General features: G+C 32.5%; 17 protein-coding genes. 5 read left to right on the top strand and 12 right to left on the bottom strand.

Going from position 1 to position 16,049, the window contains the following annotated elements; genetic code table 11:
* The first annotated feature begins 249 nt into the window (after nucleotides 1–249).
* The 4 genes from GTZ96_RS04115 to GTZ96_RS04100 all read left to right on the top strand — a co-directional run bounded on the left by GTZ96_RS04115 (nucleotide 250) and on the right by GTZ96_RS04100 (nucleotide 6,044).
* Nucleotides 250–1,272 (top strand): hypothetical protein, encoded by a 1,023-nt coding sequence (locus GTZ96_RS04115; RefSeq protein ID WP_161641320.1) that lies wholly within the window; start codon nucleotides 250–252, stop codon nucleotides 1,270–1,272.
* Complete coding sequence (locus GTZ96_RS04110) at nucleotides 1,269–2,669, top strand: alpha/beta hydrolase family protein (RefSeq protein ID WP_161641319.1); 1,401 nt, start codon at nucleotides 1,269–1,271, stop codon at nucleotides 2,667–2,669. The genes GTZ96_RS04115 and GTZ96_RS04110 overlap by 4 nt, the downstream gene beginning before the upstream one ends.
* Nucleotides 2,670–2,730: 61 nt before the next feature.
* The gene (locus tag GTZ96_RS04105; RefSeq protein WP_161641318.1) at nucleotides 2,731–3,087 is read left to right on the top strand and encodes a bleomycin resistance protein; all 357 of its coding nucleotides are present in this window, start codon (nucleotides 2,731–2,733) and stop codon (nucleotides 3,085–3,087) included.
* Nucleotides 3,088–3,632: 545 nt separating this feature from the next.
* Nucleotides 3,633–6,044, top strand: coding sequence for a PAS domain S-box protein (locus GTZ96_RS04100; RefSeq protein WP_161641317.1), 2,412 nt, complete (start codon nucleotides 3,633–3,635; stop codon nucleotides 6,042–6,044).
* Between the two features lie 85 nt (nucleotides 6,045–6,129).
* Here GTZ96_RS04100 and GTZ96_RS04095 read toward each other — a convergent pair whose 3' ends face one another.
* The 12 genes from GTZ96_RS04095 to GTZ96_RS04040 all read right to left on the bottom strand — a co-directional run bounded on the left by GTZ96_RS04095 (nucleotide 6,130) and on the right by GTZ96_RS04040 (nucleotide 15,276).
* Entirely contained in the window at nucleotides 6,130–6,954 is an 825-nt protein-coding gene (locus GTZ96_RS04095) for an MOSC domain-containing protein (RefSeq protein ID WP_161641316.1), read from the bottom strand.
* Between the two features lie 142 nt (nucleotides 6,955–7,096).
* Nucleotides 7,097–7,798, bottom strand: a complete 702-nt coding sequence (locus GTZ96_RS04090) for a DUF3347 domain-containing protein (protein ID WP_161641315.1) — start codon at nucleotides 7,796–7,798, stop codon at nucleotides 7,097–7,099.
* 23 nt (nucleotides 7,799–7,821) lie between these two features.
* Nucleotides 7,822–8,625, bottom strand: coding sequence for a hypothetical protein (locus GTZ96_RS04085; protein WP_161641314.1), 804 nt, complete (start codon nucleotides 8,623–8,625; stop codon nucleotides 7,822–7,824).
* A 2-nt stretch (nucleotides 8,626–8,627) separates the two neighbouring features.
* Nucleotides 8,628–9,152: a heavy-metal-associated domain-containing protein gene (locus GTZ96_RS04080; protein WP_161641313.1), complete on the bottom strand. Its 525-nt coding sequence runs from the start codon at nucleotides 9,150–9,152 to the stop codon at nucleotides 8,628–8,630.
* 89 nt (nucleotides 9,153–9,241) lie between these two features.
* A complete protein-coding gene (locus GTZ96_RS04075) occupies nucleotides 9,242–9,622 on the bottom strand; it encodes a heavy-metal-associated domain-containing protein (RefSeq protein WP_161641312.1) in 381 nt (126 codons plus the stop codon).
* A 66-nt stretch (nucleotides 9,623–9,688) separates the two neighbouring features.
* Nucleotides 9,689–10,294 carry a heavy metal-binding domain-containing protein gene (locus tag GTZ96_RS04070; protein ID WP_161641311.1) on the bottom strand — a complete coding sequence of 202 codons (606 nt, stop codon included), beginning with the start codon at nucleotides 10,292–10,294 and terminating at the stop codon, nucleotides 9,689–9,691.
* A 213-nt stretch (nucleotides 10,295–10,507) separates the two neighbouring features.
* Nucleotides 10,508–10,876, bottom strand: coding sequence for a hypothetical protein (locus GTZ96_RS04065; protein WP_161641310.1), 369 nt, complete (start codon nucleotides 10,874–10,876; stop codon nucleotides 10,508–10,510).
* Nucleotides 10,877–10,968: 92 nt separating this feature from the next.
* Nucleotides 10,969–11,310, bottom strand: coding sequence for a phage holin family protein (locus tag GTZ96_RS04060; RefSeq protein WP_161641309.1), 342 nt, complete (start codon nucleotides 11,308–11,310; stop codon nucleotides 10,969–10,971).
* 103 nt (nucleotides 11,311–11,413) lie between these two features.
* On the bottom strand, nucleotides 11,414–12,487 hold the full coding sequence (locus GTZ96_RS04055; RefSeq protein ID WP_161641308.1) for a glycoside hydrolase family 43 protein: 1,074 nt from the start codon (nucleotides 12,485–12,487) through the stop codon (nucleotides 11,414–11,416).
* Nucleotides 12,488–12,489: 2 nt separating this feature from the next.
* Entirely contained in the window at nucleotides 12,490–13,590 is a 1,101-nt protein-coding gene (locus GTZ96_RS04050) for a glycoside hydrolase family 43 protein (protein WP_235972842.1), read from the bottom strand.
* Between the two features lie 167 nt (nucleotides 13,591–13,757).
* Complete coding sequence (locus GTZ96_RS04045) at nucleotides 13,758–14,519, bottom strand: alpha/beta fold hydrolase (RefSeq protein WP_161641306.1); 762 nt, start codon at nucleotides 14,517–14,519, stop codon at nucleotides 13,758–13,760.
* A 43-nt stretch (nucleotides 14,520–14,562) separates the two neighbouring features.
* Nucleotides 14,563–15,276: a pyridoxine 5'-phosphate synthase gene (locus GTZ96_RS04040; protein ID WP_161641305.1), complete on the bottom strand. Its 714-nt coding sequence runs from the start codon at nucleotides 15,274–15,276 to the stop codon at nucleotides 14,563–14,565.
* Nucleotides 15,277–15,391: 115 nt separating this feature from the next.
* Here GTZ96_RS04040 and GTZ96_RS04035 point away from each other — a divergent pair, with 115 nt between their 5' ends.
* On the top strand, nucleotides 15,392–16,048 hold the full coding sequence (locus tag GTZ96_RS04035; RefSeq protein ID WP_161641304.1) for a CBS domain-containing protein: 657 nt from the start codon (nucleotides 15,392–15,394) through the stop codon (nucleotides 16,046–16,048).
* The last annotated feature ends 1 nt before the right edge of the window (nucleotide 16,049 follow it).

The raw sequence follows: 16,049 nt of genomic DNA, 5'->3' as shown, positions 1-16,049 counted from the left end.
TCCCTCCGAGATTGCTTCGTCGTTCCTCCTCGCAACTACGGGTCAGGCTGTTCGTTACAATCTTTTATTTCGCTGCGCTCCATAAAAGGATTTCCACTGCCATCCTTCACGCAGAAATCTAGTAAAAGAGAATACATCAAGTACCCTCAAATTATTTTTGTAATATTTTATTTATTACTTTTGGATAACACCAGAAGTCAAAAAGCCCTATTTTTATTAAACTAGCCTTAAAATATATTCATAAAAAACATGTCGAAATCCATAGAACATAACGGACAAAAATTCCAAATACCAAACACTTGGGAAGAATTCATCAATTCCATGACTATGAAAAACATTGATTTTAAATCAATTAAAAGAGATGAATTTAACAAAAACTCCATTTTGATTAAATTAATTGATTCTCACTTTCAAGAATTATATAAAAGCAAAGACTTTATCCTTCCTGAATTAAAGACTCTAGGAAACCAATCAATTTCAATCTTCTCAGATTATGGAGGAGAACATACAACAAGCAAATACTACTCATATTCTTTTTTGTTTTGTGGATGGGATCATAGTTGGTATGCAAGAGAAGAATTTGAAAAAATTAGAATTAAACACAGTTTGAACAAAAAAGAAATATCTTTTAAAGATTTAAATTACGGACCGATAAATAGAGCTCTAGAAGATTATCTAATGGCAATAAATAAAAATGTTTTTGGATTTCTATTAACAGTTCTTGTTGAAAAAGAAATAAATCCATTATTTCTTGGAAATACTAATAAACATTTATTAAAAGAAATTGAAGATGCAGGATTGGGACATTGGAAAATTAAAAATGCCGAAAAACTCATGAGAATTTTACATATAATATCATATATCTTACCACTAATTTCTGATTCAGATCAAAAAATATTTTGGATGACTGACGAAGACTCTATTGTTGCAAATAAAGAAATGTTTAAGAACACATACAAATTATTACAAAATGTTTTAAAAATTTACACTGACAATAAATATGATTTAATATACGGAGCAATTCCCTTTAAAACTGAAGATGTTTATACAATGGATTTATTAAGTATTACTGATTTAGTAGCAGGTTCAGTAGAACAATATTTCACTAGTAAAAAAACAGATGGACACCCCAATATTAAAGAAGGTGCAGAAAAAGTTATTAAATGGTTAGGGACACATAGTGATTTCTTAAAAAAAGAAACAGTATTAATTTATCAAGAAAACAATATGATCAAAATTGATGGAATTAAATTTAACATAAACAACCAATGAAAAAAATAATCTTCACAATATTAACCAGTTTAATTTCTCTAACATTTTTTGGACAAGAAATTGTAGGACAATGGAATGGAATTTTAAAGGTTCCGGGAGCACAATTAAGACTTGTATTTGATATCCAAAAAACAGCAAATGGTATCAGTGCTACAATGGACAGTCCTGATCAAGGAGCTAAAGGAATTCCGGTAAGCACAAGCAGTTTTGAAAATTCGGCTTTAAAAATCACCGTAGCAAACTTAAAAATTGAATACGAAGGAACATTAGGAAAAGACAACATAATTGTTGGTGATTTTAAACAAGCCGGGCAAAGTTTTCCAATGAACTTATCAAAAGAAAAAGTGGAAAAAGAAATACTTATTCGACCACAAGAACCTACAAAACCGTATTCCTATTATTCAGAAGACATTATTTTCGAGAATAAAAAAGCAGGAATTACTTTAGCTGGTACGCTAACATTACCTAAAAAAGACGGCGTTTTCCCAGCAGTAATTTTAATTAGTGGTAGCGGACCTCAAAACAGAAATGAGGAACTATTAGGCCATAAACCATTCCTTGTTTTGTCAGACTATTTAACAAAAAATGGAATTGCCGTTTTGCGCTATGACGACAGAGGAGTAGCAGCATCCAAAGGCAATTTCAAAACCGCTACAAGTCTGGATTTCTCCACAGACGTTGAAGCTGGAATTGAATATTTAAAAACTAGAAAGGAAATTAATAAAAGTAAAATTGGTTTAATCGGTCACAGTGAAGGTGGAATAATTGCACCAATGGTTGCCAGTAAATCAAAAGATGTTGCTTTTATTGTTTTATTGGCGGGAACAGGAATCCAAGGTGACCAATTGCTTTTATTGCAACAACAATTAATAGGAAAAGCATCAGGAGTTAGTGATGAGAATTTACAAAAAAACAAATTGGCCAATAGAAAAATATTTGATATTGTAAACAAATCTACAAACACGGAGCAATTGCATATCAATTTAACAAACTACATCAAACAAACGTTAAAAGACAATCCTAACAATGAAAAACCAGCAGGAATGAGTGATGATGATTTTGTAAAACTACAGGTTCAACAAATCGCAACTCCTTGGATGCACTATTTCATCAAGTACAATCCTGCACCTACATTAGAAAAAGTCAAATGCGCCGTATTAGCTCTTAATGGTGAAAAAGATTTGCAAGTACCTCCAAAAGAAAATTTAGGCGCAATAAAAGAAGCATTATCAAAAGCTGGAAATAAAAAAGTAACTGCAAAAGAACTACCCAACTTAAATCATCTATTTCAAGAATGCAAAACGGGTTCACCGCAAGAATACGCAACAATAGAACAAACTTTTTCTCCTACTGCTTTAACAGAAATTCTAAAGTGGATAAAAACTCAGACTAATTAAAAACCAACTGTCCTAAGTATTCCTTAAAAACGAGAATAGTATTAAAATAAAATTTAAAAACATGCTCACAGCCATTCATCCAAAGTTGCCGATGCGGGATAAAGTTGTAACCCGGGATTATTACATCAATAAACTAGGCTTTCAGGAATTTGGCAGCGCTGATTTTGACGGTTACCTTATGGTTCAAAAAGACCGTATTCAAATTCATTTTTTTGAGTTTAAAGAACTTGACCCAAAAGAAAACTACGGACAAGTTTACATCCGAACGGATGCTATTGAACAATTGTACCAATCCTTATTAGACAACAAAGTACCCATCCATCCAAACGGACATTTAGCATTAAAACCATGGGGACAAAAAGAATTCTCATTGCTTGACCCTGATAATAACTTGCTGACCTTTGGGCAAACATTATAAAAAGCAGAAGCTTAATCTCGTTCAGTGAAAACGAATTAAATGCTTTTTAAAACCTTTATTTAGCATCAATTGGAACAGGCCTTTTATGAAAATATCGAATTAAAAAAGTAATACTATCGATAACAAGAAGTTACTTTAAATTCACGACCCTAATTCGTATGAATAAACACATAAACAACAATTCTCTTTTTTTACAAAAACCAAATTACTCAAATCATTATGACAACCATAGCCATTAATGTTTAGAATAGAATTGCCCCAAGTATCCTATTGAAACCTGAAAAAAGAATCAACTTACAAACTAACGTTTTCTTATTCAAAACAATACTAAAATTACAATCGGCTCGTTTAACTTCTGTATGCGAGCTGATTTATTTTTAAAAATCTACCAATCATATCAATTCTGTATTACATTTATTTCATCTGTATCATCAAAATAAATTTTACTTTCTTATTATTAAATTATATATTTATAAATAAAAACCTACTTGACATGTAGTCTTCGCTTTTACACAACCAAACCACATTCTAACCGATTTACAAAAATGAAAACGCCAATCATACCCGAAAATGAAAAAGAAAGACTTGCAGAACTGGATTCTTATAAAATAATAGGAGAGCTAGAAAGGGAAGATTATGATTTTTTGACTCAAATGGCGGCACAAATTTGCGATACCAAAATCTCTTTAATCAGCTTAGTTACGAATGATAAACAATGGTTTTTATCACATCATGGCTTAGAAGAACGTGAAACTCCCAAAGAAATAGCTTTTTGTGCACACACTATCAATCACCCAAAAGACATTTTCATTATTGAAGACGCGACTATAGACGAACGTTTTCATGACAATCCTTTAGTAACAGGACATCCAAAAGTAAGCTTTTATGCAGGAATGCCTTTGGTAACAGAAAATGGTTTTCCGCTAGGGACAATTTGTGTAATAGATGATTCCCCAAAAACACTAACTAAAAAACAAATTACGTCTTTAAAGATGCTAGCCAGTCAAGTGATCAACCTTTTGGAACTTCGTAAAAAAACATTTGAGCTAAAAGAACAAAATAACAGCTTGAAGAAAATTTCAGCATTATTCAATGAAAGTCAAAAAATAAATAATATTGGCGCCTGGGAATTAGACTTAATAACGGGTAACACCTTTTGGACAGACCAAGTGTACTACATTCATGAAGTACCTAATAATTTAATTTACGACAAATCAAAAGCAATTGAATTTTACCATCCTGATGATAGACATATCATTACAAATGCCATTGAAAACACCATAGCAACAGGAGAAGATTTTGATGTCGAATGTCGTTTTATTACCGCAAAAAATAACTTCAAATGGGTGCGTTCTTCTGGAAAAGCATGGGTAGAAAATGATAAAATCATCAAACTCATAGGAACTTTCCAAGATATTACAGAAAAGAAAAAAATCGAAGAACAACTTCGCATAAATGAAGAAGCTTTCAGAGGAAATTTTGAAAATGCAGCTGTCGGTATGGCGTTATTGAACCATAAAGGAGAATGGCTTAAAGTAAACAAAAAACTTTGTTCCATTTTAGGATATGAAGAAAAAGATTTTTTGAATCTTACCTTTAAAAAAATAACCCATCCTAAGGATGTAACAACTGATTTATATTTACTAAAAAGACTAATTCAAGGTAAACAAGATAGTTATACTACCGAAAAACGATATTTTCATAAAAACGGACAATTAGTTTATATCATTCTTGCGGTTTCCATTGTTAAAAATAATAAGGGAGAAATCCTCTATTTTATCTCCCAATTTGTAGATATTACATCCCTGAAGAACACCGAAATCCAATTAGAAAATACGATTGCTTATAATGAAGCCATAATGAATGCCAGCACGCAAGTGGCCATTATTGGGACGGATACCAGAGGAATCATTAAAACTTTTAATGAAGGTGCCGAACTATTGCTAGGATATAATGCTAACGACCTTATTGATAAAGAAACACCTCAATTCATTCACCTTCCCGAGGAAATGATAAAGGCCGGTCAAAAACATTTTGAGGAAACAGGCGAACAAATAGAAGGGCTTAACATCTTTGTAAATAACGTACGAAAAGGAAAATCAGAAACCAAAGAATGGACTTATAAGCGAAAAGACGGCAGTACTTTTCCTGTTTTACTTTCTATGTCAGCCATTAAGCAAAAAGGTGAAATTACCGGATTTCTTGGAATAGCCACTGATATTACCCAAATGAAACAAGTAGAACGAGAAATCCTAACACTACTTGAAATTGCCGAATCTCAAAATAAAAGACTAAAAAACTTTGCATATATCGTTTCGCATAATTTACGCTCACATTCCGGAGGTATCAGCTCTCTAATTGAATTGATTGCATCAGAATTTCCGGATTTTAGCCAAACTGACTATTTTGATTATTTAAAAAAATCCTCTATCAACCTTTCTGAAACGATAAAACATCTAACCGATGTAGTTCAAATTAATTTATCTGCTAAAGCAAAACTGGAAACCATTTTGTTAAAGCCTGTTATTGAAAATAATATTAGCAGTCTAATGATTCAGGCTCATAAACAAAACATAACTATTACAAACGAAGTCAATCAAGACACTACTGTCAAAGCACTTCCAGCTTACTTAGATAGCATCATTATGAATCTAATTTCGAATGCTATTAAATACAGCTCTGAAGAAAGAAATAGTTACTTAAAAATACAAGCGAAAAAAACCGATAAATACATTATTTTAAAATTTATTGACAACGGCTTAGGAATCGATTTAAAAAAACACGAAAAGAAGCTTTTTGGAATGTATAAAACGTTTCATAATCATGCTGATTCCAGGGGGATTGGGTTATTTATTACCAAAAACCAAATTGAATCCATGAATGGTAAAATTGAAGTCAACAGCGAAATAAATATTGGCTCTACTTTTAAAATATATTTAGAATATGAAGAAAATTGATATTACATCCGTTATTAAAAACAATACTACTTTTTCTTTTTAAACATCCTCATTGGAAATAACTGGCCTTTCTCAAGAAACAAAACTATTTTGAGTCACTGTGTTTCACAACTGTAACAACATCACTAACTTTTAAATTTCCGTCCTGTTTTGCAATTGCATTCTGCCCAAAAATCACTTTCTCACCTACTTTCTTGTATTTTGACAAGGTAAACAAAGGATCCTTACCCGAGAAAACTCCTTTTTCGGGATTAACGGTTGTCATAATACAGCGCCCACAGGGTTTCACTCCATAAAATAGCAATGTACCAATAGTAAATTCCTTCCAGCTTTCTTCTTCGTAGGCTTGTCCTCCGCTAAAAACAAAATTAGGTCGGAAACGACGAATACTCAAATTTTCTGCCAATCGCGAATTCAAATCATCCAACGACGACTGACCAATAATTAAGAAAGGGAATCCATCCGAAAACGACGTAATATCAGTTGGAGAAATGGCAAAATCAGGATCTACTTTTCGCTGACTTTCATCAGGCATATAGACCAATCGAACGCTAAAGCCCAGAATTTCCGAAAACCAAGCCGAAATTTCGGCATCCACTTCAACGGCTGCTACACAATCTTCCCAAACCATAACATCTGACAGTGCATTGTTATTTTGCTGAGAAAGAGAAAAAGACACACTGCCTTTGGACAAATCAGCATGCGAAATATGAAAAATATCCTTCTCTATTTTTGGCTGAAATAAAGCTAATTTGGGATGTGTTCTTTGACTGATAAAAACACCTTCCTCATCCACTAACATCCAGCGTCTGTCGTATTCCAATCCTCTTTGGGTTACCCGGGATTCCTCTAAACGAATACCTGCCAGTGATTTTACAGGATAAATCCAAATTTCTGAAAGTTGCAACATCTAAATCTTTTTCAAAAATAATAAAAAACTATAAACATCTAAATCTTTTAAAACCATTAAGACAGCTAAGAGTCATTAAGTTTTTTGCTTAATTTCTTAACTACCTTAATGGTTAAATTTTAAAATATTATACTTAAAAAAACTATTTAATTTCTTTTATCATTCCTCCACATTCCAGCATTTCTGAACCATAATACGGATTCTTGATTACTTTAAATTCACTTATCCAGTAGCCATTTTTGCCTTCATTATACATTGGGCAATAGTCCTGATACAATTTTTGTTTACTTCCAAAAGTGGCAATCAAGCTGGTTATATCCTTACTTAAAACCGCAAAATAAATTCTTTGCTGGTCAATTTTTCCTGAATTAGAAACAATCAATCCAGCTTGTTTTTTAGCGTCTTCAGTAACATTTAAATACTTTTCCGCTAATTTTTTATCAATTTTATCAGCATTAGTAGCCGAAACTGCCTTAATAAAATCCGTTGAAGCTGCGGCTGCATCTTTACCATTATCTTTTGCCAAAGCATTTTTAATTTTCAAATAGGCATTGATAATCGCTTCGGTTGAAACGGATGCTTTAACGGCATCGCTTACCGGGACAATTTCTTCTATCTTTTCTTCAGGAGCTTCTTGAGCTTCTTTTACCGGCTCTAAATCCATTCCGCATTTTTTGCAGCTATCTCCTTTTTTTCCTGTTTCTTCAGGATGCATAGGACAGCTGTATTTTTCGTCGCTTTGCGCTATCGTTTGCTCATTTTCGCTTCCTGTTTCTTTATTTTTTTGGTTACAACTTAGCACCACAAGTGCTAATAAGACAGAAGAAAGAATTATTTTTTTCATTTTTAAATTTAAAAGAATTAAAACTAATTGGTTACATTAAAAAAAGTATACTCAAATTTCAGCAAAATACCACTGGTACTTGTGCGTTCCATATTGCTATATATCTGGCGTCGATAAGCTAAATCTATTCGAGCCTGACTGTTTAAAATAAACTGAATCGAAGGTACAACATCTAGATAAGATTTCCCATTTTGGTTCAATCGTTGCCCTAAAAACTCTAACATTCCATTGATGTTTGTTTGTTTAAAATTAGTGTACTTTTTAGGATACATCAATTGCCCTATCGAAAAAGTATAATTCATCGCGCTATTACTAAATGCATCTGGAAAAGCATAATCCTGATTATTCAACGCCCTTTCGTAACTAACACTAGCACTCAAAGCTGTTTTATTAATCAATTTGGTAGCAACAGTTCCTATTTCATAACCTGAATTCATTCCCATCGTTTCTATGTCTTCCTGATTAATCGAAGCATTATTAGTGCTTATTCTTCCATAAGCCGCCAGTCTAAAATGACTATGAAGATCATCACTAGAAAAAAAACGGTACTTAGCATATAGACTTCCACCTTCTAAGACCAAATTACCCTGTTTATTACTAAAAAAAGCCGAAGCATGAAGCATCCAATCTTTGTTAACACCCCACATCAACTCTGGCATATTGTGGTAATTGTAATCCGCAGTCTTTTTAAACGCAAAGTGACTCATATCCCTTACTCCTATTGAGCCTGTAGGCATATTACTGGCCGGTTCGGTCATTACAAACAACTCTTGGGCATTAATTTGCAATGACAATAAACTCAGCATCAAGATTATTAAATATCGCATCACTATATTGTTTTTACAAAATAAGTTCCTTCCTGAGCATCTAAGGCTAAATATTTCGACAACATCTTAGCCGATTGTTTGTACTCTTTTTTAGTTACAAAACCGCTATTCAATACTTTCAGTCTAAGTGTTCCATTAGCTATTTTTTCTTTGGCATCTACAAAAACATAAGTACCGCTTTCATTTTTAAAGCTAGTATTGTCCTTTAGTTGTAAATTATCTACATCTATTGTCAAAATCATGGAACCCACAAAGAAACCTGTTTTTTCAATATTGGCTTTTAATTGTTGCGGAGTTATCACACTGTTTTTCTTAATGTTAACCACAAAAGTATTGTTATTCAAATCAATCATTACTTTTTCAACCTCTGGCATTGCCTTAAGTTGTTTGTTAATGGCATTGGAACACATCGAACAGGTTAAACCTGTAGCTATGATTTCGGCTTTTGAAATTTGGGCATACGAATTTATCATGCCCAGTAACATTACTAAGACAATCAATCGTTTTTTTATTATATCTGTTTTCATCTCTTTTGAATTTTGATATTCATTTATTTGCTACAGTCTTTTTGGAATATAAAAAATGACCTAAAGACTGTAGCAAATTAATTGACTAATTAGTGATGCTTTTTATCTTCCTTTTCAATAGTCCCAGCACTATCTCTATCATATTGACAACAAGTATGGAGTTTTTTGTATTGCTCTTCGGTAGCTGAGAACTTCTCACTATCATAACCAGCTTGGGCAATTCTGCTCAAAATTTCATCCGGATTTGTTTTAGCTGAATCATAAGTTATTTTTGCCATTTTAGAATCGACATCCCATTCTACTAAAGCTACTTTTTTAAGATTTCCTGCTTTTTCAATGTTCTTTTTACACATCTCACAGTTACCTGAAATTTTTACAGTCTCTGTTTTTTTGTTTTTAATTTGCGCACTAGCAAAAGTTATTGAAAACAATAAGGCAATTGTCATCACAGAATTTATAAGTAGTTTCATTTTTTTTATTTTAAATTATGGAATTTCATTAGTTCATAATAACTCATAAAATTCGCGGTTAGATTTTTACTTTTTTTCAGTCATTTCCATTCCACACTTAGGACATTGACCTTTGATATCAGAAACAGATCCATCCATTGGACAAACATATTTTGTTACGACTTTACTTTTTGGCTGACTTCCTTTTAAAGGATGGAGATCAATTTTTTCAGTAATTTTCACCATTCCCGTTCCACATTTAGAACATTTTCCACCAATTGCAGAAGTAGAACCATCCATTGGGCAAACATATCCTGTTACAACTTTACTTTTTGGTTGGCTTCCTTTTAAAGGATGGAGATCAATTTTTTCAGTGACTTTTTTCAATTCCATTCCACATTTAGAACATTTCCCTTCGGTATCAGAAGTAGATCCGTCCATTGGACAAACATATTTTACTACAACTTTACTTGTAGGCTGGCTTCCTTTTAAAGGATGAAGATCAACTTTTTCAGTGATTTTTGTCAACTCCATTCCACATTTCGGACATTTTCCAGATTTTGAATTCTGCATATCAGCATGCGTAGGACAAACATAAATTACTTTAGATTCTTCCTTTGTTGTAGCTTTTTGTGCTACAACTGTATTAGACATTGCAAAGAATATGCTTAATACGATAACTATATTTTTCATTTTGATTTCATTTTATGTAACAGAAACATAATTAATCGAAATTATCGATTAAGTAAATTTACTGTTTGATTTTTAATTGAATAATCTTTGATTGAATAACTAAAACATAACCGAATAACAACAAGTTGCTATAATTTAATTATAATTAGTTAAGATGATTGTAAAGCAAATTTGCTTTGAATTTGATACACCAATGGCTATCAAGAGAAGATATTAGCCTATTTTAGGAATAAGCCAAAGGCTGACATATCCATCAGAAGGGAAGGATATAGCATGAGAGAAATTTTGTTTTTTTTCTGAAAAGCTAAAAGCTGTATTCAGAATTTCGTATTGAATCGAAGAAGTGATTCCAATATTTACCGAAGAAACACTACACATAGATTGTCCGCATTTCCCGGAACAACCTTTGTCTTTTGAATCTTTAGAATTTGATTTTTTACTACAGCAATCTTTCATCTTTGTTTTGGAAGACATTTCCATTTTACAGGAATGATTGCCTGAACCAGACCCACATGCATAAGTTGCACCCGGCATCAAGAAGAAGCCCAGTAACAAAAATACTATGATGTAGATTTTATTCATTTTTAAATCCTTATTGAATACAAAATTAATGATTTTACTCCGTCAAAAGAGAAATCAATTTGTATTTATGATTTTTTTATAGATTCCTGCAACTATTTGTCTCCCAAAAACAGATTCACAATAGATTGTGATACCGACAGTATAATACTAAATATCAAAGCCGTGAAAAAAGTATCCACATCAAAACCACCCACAATATTATCGCATAGTATAATAATCAAAGCATTGATGACTAATAAAAATAATCCCAGCGTAAAAAAAGTAATAGGCAAAGTGAACAAAACCAAAATTGGTTTAATAAAAATATTAAGCAATCCTAAAACAATAGCAACAAAAAGCGATGTAGTAAAACTGGCCACATGCACACCTGTCATAAAATGTGAAATCAGTAGGACTAAAATAGCAGTGACTAAAACTCTAATAATTAATTTCATTTGCTTTGTATTTGTTGTTTCAAAAATACTATTATTTTAATTTATAGCCATTAGTTTAAAGAAAGAAATTATTTCAAGTCCTAAAAAAACCAATATTCGAAACTTATTTTGCAACTCCTTCGGTAGTCATTATTACTCGTTTTATAGTTCCATCTTTAGCAGTCAATAAACTTTGAGGAACGCCACCCCATTTTTCCTGTAATCTTATTGCTTCTTCTGCTGTAATTCCTAAAACGCTTCCGTGTCTTGGAAAGAAATCTTTAGTAAACGATTCGGTTTTTTCTGTAAAATGATATAAATCTTTAGAACGTTGAAATTCATATCTTCCGCTGGAATACAAATCATACATTAAGATATATTCGTCGCTGTTATTCAATTTAAAAACTGAAGAACCTTCTACATTTGTGTTTGTATTAGCATAAGAGTCTAAATATTCGAAACTTTCTTCCCAAGGTCCTTGCAGCTTTTTACTTGTAGCCTGTTTGATACCGTTTTTGATTTCCTTTCCGTTTTCGTCTTTTGTATTTCCTTTGTAGAAGAAATGATAAATACCATCTTTATAAATAATATCGCCATCAATAGCACCATCTTTTGGACTAAACATTAGTTTTGGCTCTTGTTCGAAACCAGTAAAATCTTTATTAGCATAAGCCGAATAAAAATCTAATTTTAAATTATCCTTGTAACGAACTGTAAAATAAACCAAATACTTTTTTACTTTGGCATCATAAAAAGTCTGTGGAGCCCAAACCCATTTTATGTTTTTAAATTTCTTAGGGTATAATTTTTCTAAATCAATTACCGATGATTTCCAATCCAAAAGAGTATTGGAATGCATCAAAACAATTCCCGGATTGTAATCCCATCCATTTTTCTTAGTATTCATATCGGTAGCAACAATATAAAAACTGTTTCCATCTGCACCTCTCAGAATATGCGGATCTCGAATACCACCAGTATTAGAAATCTCTTTAGATGGTACTACTGGTTCATTATTGTTTAGCGCTTTCCAATTCACTGCATCATCGCTTACTGCAAAACGCAATTGTTCTTGCTTTTCGGCAGGACCTTTGCCTTCAAAATAGGCAAAAAGATAACCTTTTAAATCTTTCTTTTGAGCACTTAAATTGTATACACACAAAATGCTGTATAATGCTATTTTAAATATTGACTTCATATTTATTTTTTAGTATCAAATGAGAAATTCGTATTCCAATGTTTCGCTAAACTGAGCGCTTCTTTTTTAGTCAAATGGATTACTGAACCGTGTTTCTGAACCGAAAAATTAGTTCGTTTCATCACTCCTTGATCAAAATGACCAAGATTAGTAAATGTTTTAAAATCGGTGGTTTCTGCAAATCCAAAATTGTGTGGGGTTACACTAAAAATATCGTACATCAACACCCATTTATCTTCACCTATACGTTTAAATACATTTGGAGCTTCACATGATTTTTTTTCGAAATCAATTTGGTCTGGCTGATAAACATAACCACTATTTACTTTATCCGAAAATGCCATTTTAATACCTCCCGGATTTTCCTGTGCTACATACATCATACAGAATCTTCCATCTGGCAGTTTTGTAATATCAGCATCTAAAATCTGTTTTGTACTATCCGGATATTCAAAAAGAATTTCCGGAACAGTTTCAAGAGCCGTAAATGCATCATTCATATACCCATAATACAATTTAGTACGTCCTTTACCCTGACGCATCGTGAAATAAATCATGATTTTACCTTTTACCTCATCATAAATCAATTCGGGTGCCCAAACACAACCCGCATTCAGTTCAGGATATGCCTTACTGATATCCAAAATAGAATGTGACCAATGAATCAAATCTTTTGATTTCATCAAGACTAAATCTCTGTTGTTTCCCCAATCGTATAATTCTTGCGGACGTTCCCATTCTGTATCTCGGTAGCCTTTTTGTTTACCATAAATATGTAAGTCGGTCATTGCTAAATAAAAATAACCATCGTTACCACGCATAATATATGGATCGCGAATTCCTTTTTGCTCAGCAATAGTATCACCAGCTATAACTGGTTTTCCAGCGTTAACATCAGTAAAAGTATAACCATCATTACTTAATGCAAAATACAATCCGTGAGTATCATCTTTGAAATAAGTCATTAAATAAGCATTCATTTTCTCTTTTGAATCCTTATTCTTCAAGGAATTACAAGCAGATACAAGTGCAATGACCATAAAAAATAATGCAAACCTTTTTACATTACTATTTTTTGCTAAAAAGCGAATAGCTGTTTTCATTTTTATCATAGTTTAACCATTTATAAAAATAGTTGATTTTATAAGCAAAGCAAAATAAGTGTTTTTATCACATTTATCAAAATTATAATTTTTAATTTTTTTCATAAAAAAAAACAGCAACTCGAAAGTTGCTGTTCTGTACTATTTCAAAATATGATATTTTATAACTAATTTAAAAATGAAATGGCCATTTGATAAAACAAAGCTGGATTTTCGGCATGAAGCCAATGTCCTGTATTTGGAATCGTTTCCAGTTTCATTAATGGAAAATGAACCGCTATATTTTCAACATCTGAGTCTAAAATATAATTAGAATTACCGCCACGGATAAAAAGTGTTGATTTTTCAAAAACCAATTCGGATGGCAAAGGCACTCCTATTTCTCCAACTTCTTTAGTCAAAACAGCCAAATTAAATCTGAAAGCCAATTGTCCTGGCTCTAGCCAATACAAATTTTTCAATAAAAATTGCTTGGTTCCAAAATCGGTGATGTATTCACCTAAAGTTGCTTCAACATCAGCGCGACTTGGTTTAACCGAAAAATCTACAGCATTTAATCCTGCCAAAATGGTTTGATGATGTGGAGCATAGAACTTAGGACCAATATCGGCAACAATTAATTTTTCAACCAATTCTGGATATCGGGTTGCAAAAAGCATCGCTATTTTTCCTCCCATCGAATGTCCAAGAATGTTGATGGCTTGCAAAGCATGAGCCTGACAATAGTCAAAAACATCCTGAACCATTAATTCATAACTAAATGCTGAGGATTGAAAACTTCTTCCGTGATTGCGCATATCAATCATGTGAACCTGAAAACCTTCGCCAGCAAATTGTTGCCCTAAGGTTTTCCAATTGTCTGACATTCCAAGAAATCCGTGTATGATTAAAAAAGGTTTTCCTTCTCCTTCTATTTTTGAATACAACATAAAAGTTATTGGTTATACGTTATTAGTTAAAAGTACTTCTCGATTATTTTAATTTTAGCAGATACATATTCACTACGTTTTCTAACCCAAGGTACAAAGCTTCGGCAATTAAAGCGTGACCGATAGAAACCTCTAATAATCCTGGGATATTTTGTTTGAAAAACTGAATATTATCTAAACTCAAATCGTGTCCTGCGTTGATTCCTAAACCCAATTCGTTAGCCAAAACCGCGGATGCCACATAAGGAGTAATTCCTTTTTCATTTCCCAGGCTGTATTGATGTGCAAAAGCTTCGGTGTACAATTCGATCCTGTCCGTTCCTGTTTTCTTAGCACCTTCAATCATTTCTAATGCAGGATCTACGAAAATAGAAGTTCTAATTCCGTTGCGTTGAAATTCCTGAATCATCTCCGTTAAATAGGCTTGGTTTTTTATTGTATCCCAACCTGCAGAAGAAGTTATAGCTCCAATAGCGTCAGGAACTAAAGTAACTTGCTCCGGTTTGCATTCGAGAACTAAATCGATAAAATTATGTTGCGGATTGCCTTCGATATTGAATTCGGTGTAAACAATTGATTTCAAATCGCGGGCATCCTGATAACGAATGTGACGCTCATCAGGACGCGGATGAATGGTGATTCCTTGTCCTCCAAATTTTTGAATATCGGTGGCTACTTTTAATAAATCAGGAACATTCCCTCCACGGGCATTACGTAAAGTAGCTATTTTATTGATGTTTACACTTAATTTTGTCATTGGAACACTTTTTGATTACGAAAAACTATAATTTGGTTACAAAAATACAAAGTAAAAGCTAGGCGATTTTGCCTTTTTTTGATTATTTTGCATAAAAATTGAGGACTCACACAAAATGGAAATTACAAACTACATCACTACTGATTTCAAACCTATTGACAGCCAAGAAACTATTGGAACTGTTAGGGATTTTTTGGTCGATTTCAATTTTTCTCATTTTCCTATTGTTGAAGAAGGCATCTATATAGGAAGTATTTCGGCTGAAGATCTTGAAACTTTTGAAGAACAAAAAAAAATATCGGATTACAAATACAGTCTGGAAACTTTTTTTATCAGAACCAATGCTATTTGGTTAGAAGTTTTAGAAGTTTTTGCTAAAAACCATTCTAATTTGATTCCTGTTTTAGACGAAAACAATAAATATGTTGGCTATTATGAAATGGAAGACATCATCAATTTTTTCCATCAAACTCCTTTCATAAAAGAGCAGGGAGCCATCGTAAAAATAAGAAAAGGCATTTTAGATTATTCGATGAGTCAAATTACCCAGATTGTGGAGAGCAACAACGGTAAACTCTTAGGATTATTTATTTCGGAAGCTGATATTGATAGCGTTGAAGTTACCATAAAAATTAGCTCTGGAGCCATCAATGAAATTATCCAAACTTTCAGAAGATACAATTACGAAATTATTTCAGAACATCACGAAGACTCTTATATCACTAACTTAAAAGAACGTTCAGACTATTTAGACAAATATCTTAACATGTAAT

This window comes from Flavobacterium undicola (assembly GCF_009909155.2).
Classification (GTDB): Bacteria; Bacteroidota; Bacteroidia; order Flavobacteriales; family Flavobacteriaceae; genus Flavobacterium; species Flavobacterium undicola.
This window is presented reverse-complemented; position numbering and strand designations above follow the sequence as displayed.

Bases quoted from the DNA above. Each gene is read 5' to 3' on its own strand.
- GTZ96_RS04040 (WP_161641305.1), bottom strand. From the start codon at position 15,276: ATGACAAAATTAAGTGTAAACATCAATAAAATAGCTACTTTACGTAAT.
- GTZ96_RS04035 (WP_161641304.1), top strand. From the start codon at position 15,392: ATGGAAATTACAAACTACATCACTACTGATTTCAAACCTATTGACAGC.
- GTZ96_RS04105 (WP_161641318.1), top strand. From the start codon at position 2,731: ATGCTCACAGCCATTCATCCAAAGTTGCCGATGCGGGATAAAGTTGTA.
- GTZ96_RS04060 (WP_161641309.1), bottom strand. From the start codon at position 11,310: ATGAAATTAATTATTAGAGTTTTAGTCACTGCTATTTTAGTCCTACTG.
- GTZ96_RS04065 (WP_161641310.1), bottom strand. From the start codon at position 10,876: ATGAATAAAATCTACATCATAGTATTTTTGTTACTGGGCTTCTTCTTG.
- GTZ96_RS04110 (WP_161641319.1), top strand. From the start codon at position 1,269: ATGAAAAAAATAATCTTCACAATATTAACCAGTTTAATTTCTCTAACA.
- GTZ96_RS04100 (WP_161641317.1), top strand. From the start codon at position 3,633: ATGAAAACGCCAATCATACCCGAAAATGAAAAAGAAAGACTTGCAGAA.
- GTZ96_RS04070 (WP_161641311.1), bottom strand. From the start codon at position 10,294: ATGAAAAATATAGTTATCGTATTAAGCATATTCTTTGCAATGTCTAAT.
- GTZ96_RS04075 (WP_161641312.1), bottom strand. From the start codon at position 9,622: ATGAAACTACTTATAAATTCTGTGATGACAATTGCCTTATTGTTTTCA.
- GTZ96_RS04055 (WP_161641308.1), bottom strand. From the start codon at position 12,487: ATGAAGTCAATATTTAAAATAGCATTATACAGCATTTTGTGTGTATAC.
- GTZ96_RS04085 (WP_161641314.1), bottom strand. From the start codon at position 8,625: ATGCGATATTTAATAATCTTGATGCTGAGTTTATTGTCATTGCAAATT.
- GTZ96_RS04090 (WP_161641315.1), bottom strand. From the start codon at position 7,798: ATGAAAAAAATAATTCTTTCTTCTGTCTTATTAGCACTTGTGGTGCTA.
- GTZ96_RS04050 (WP_235972842.1), bottom strand. From the start codon at position 13,590: ATGAAAACAGCTATTCGCTTTTTAGCAAAAAATAGTAATGTAAAAAGG.
- GTZ96_RS04115 (WP_161641320.1), top strand. From the start codon at position 250: ATGTCGAAATCCATAGAACATAACGGACAAAAATTCCAAATACCAAAC.
- GTZ96_RS04080 (WP_161641313.1), bottom strand. From the start codon at position 9,152: ATGAAAACAGATATAATAAAAAAACGATTGATTGTCTTAGTAATGTTA.
- GTZ96_RS04045 (WP_161641306.1), bottom strand. From the start codon at position 14,519: ATGTTGTATTCAAAAATAGAAGGAGAAGGAAAACCTTTTTTAATCATA.
- GTZ96_RS04095 (WP_161641316.1), bottom strand. From the start codon at position 6,954: ATGTTGCAACTTTCAGAAATTTGGATTTATCCTGTAAAATCACTGGCA.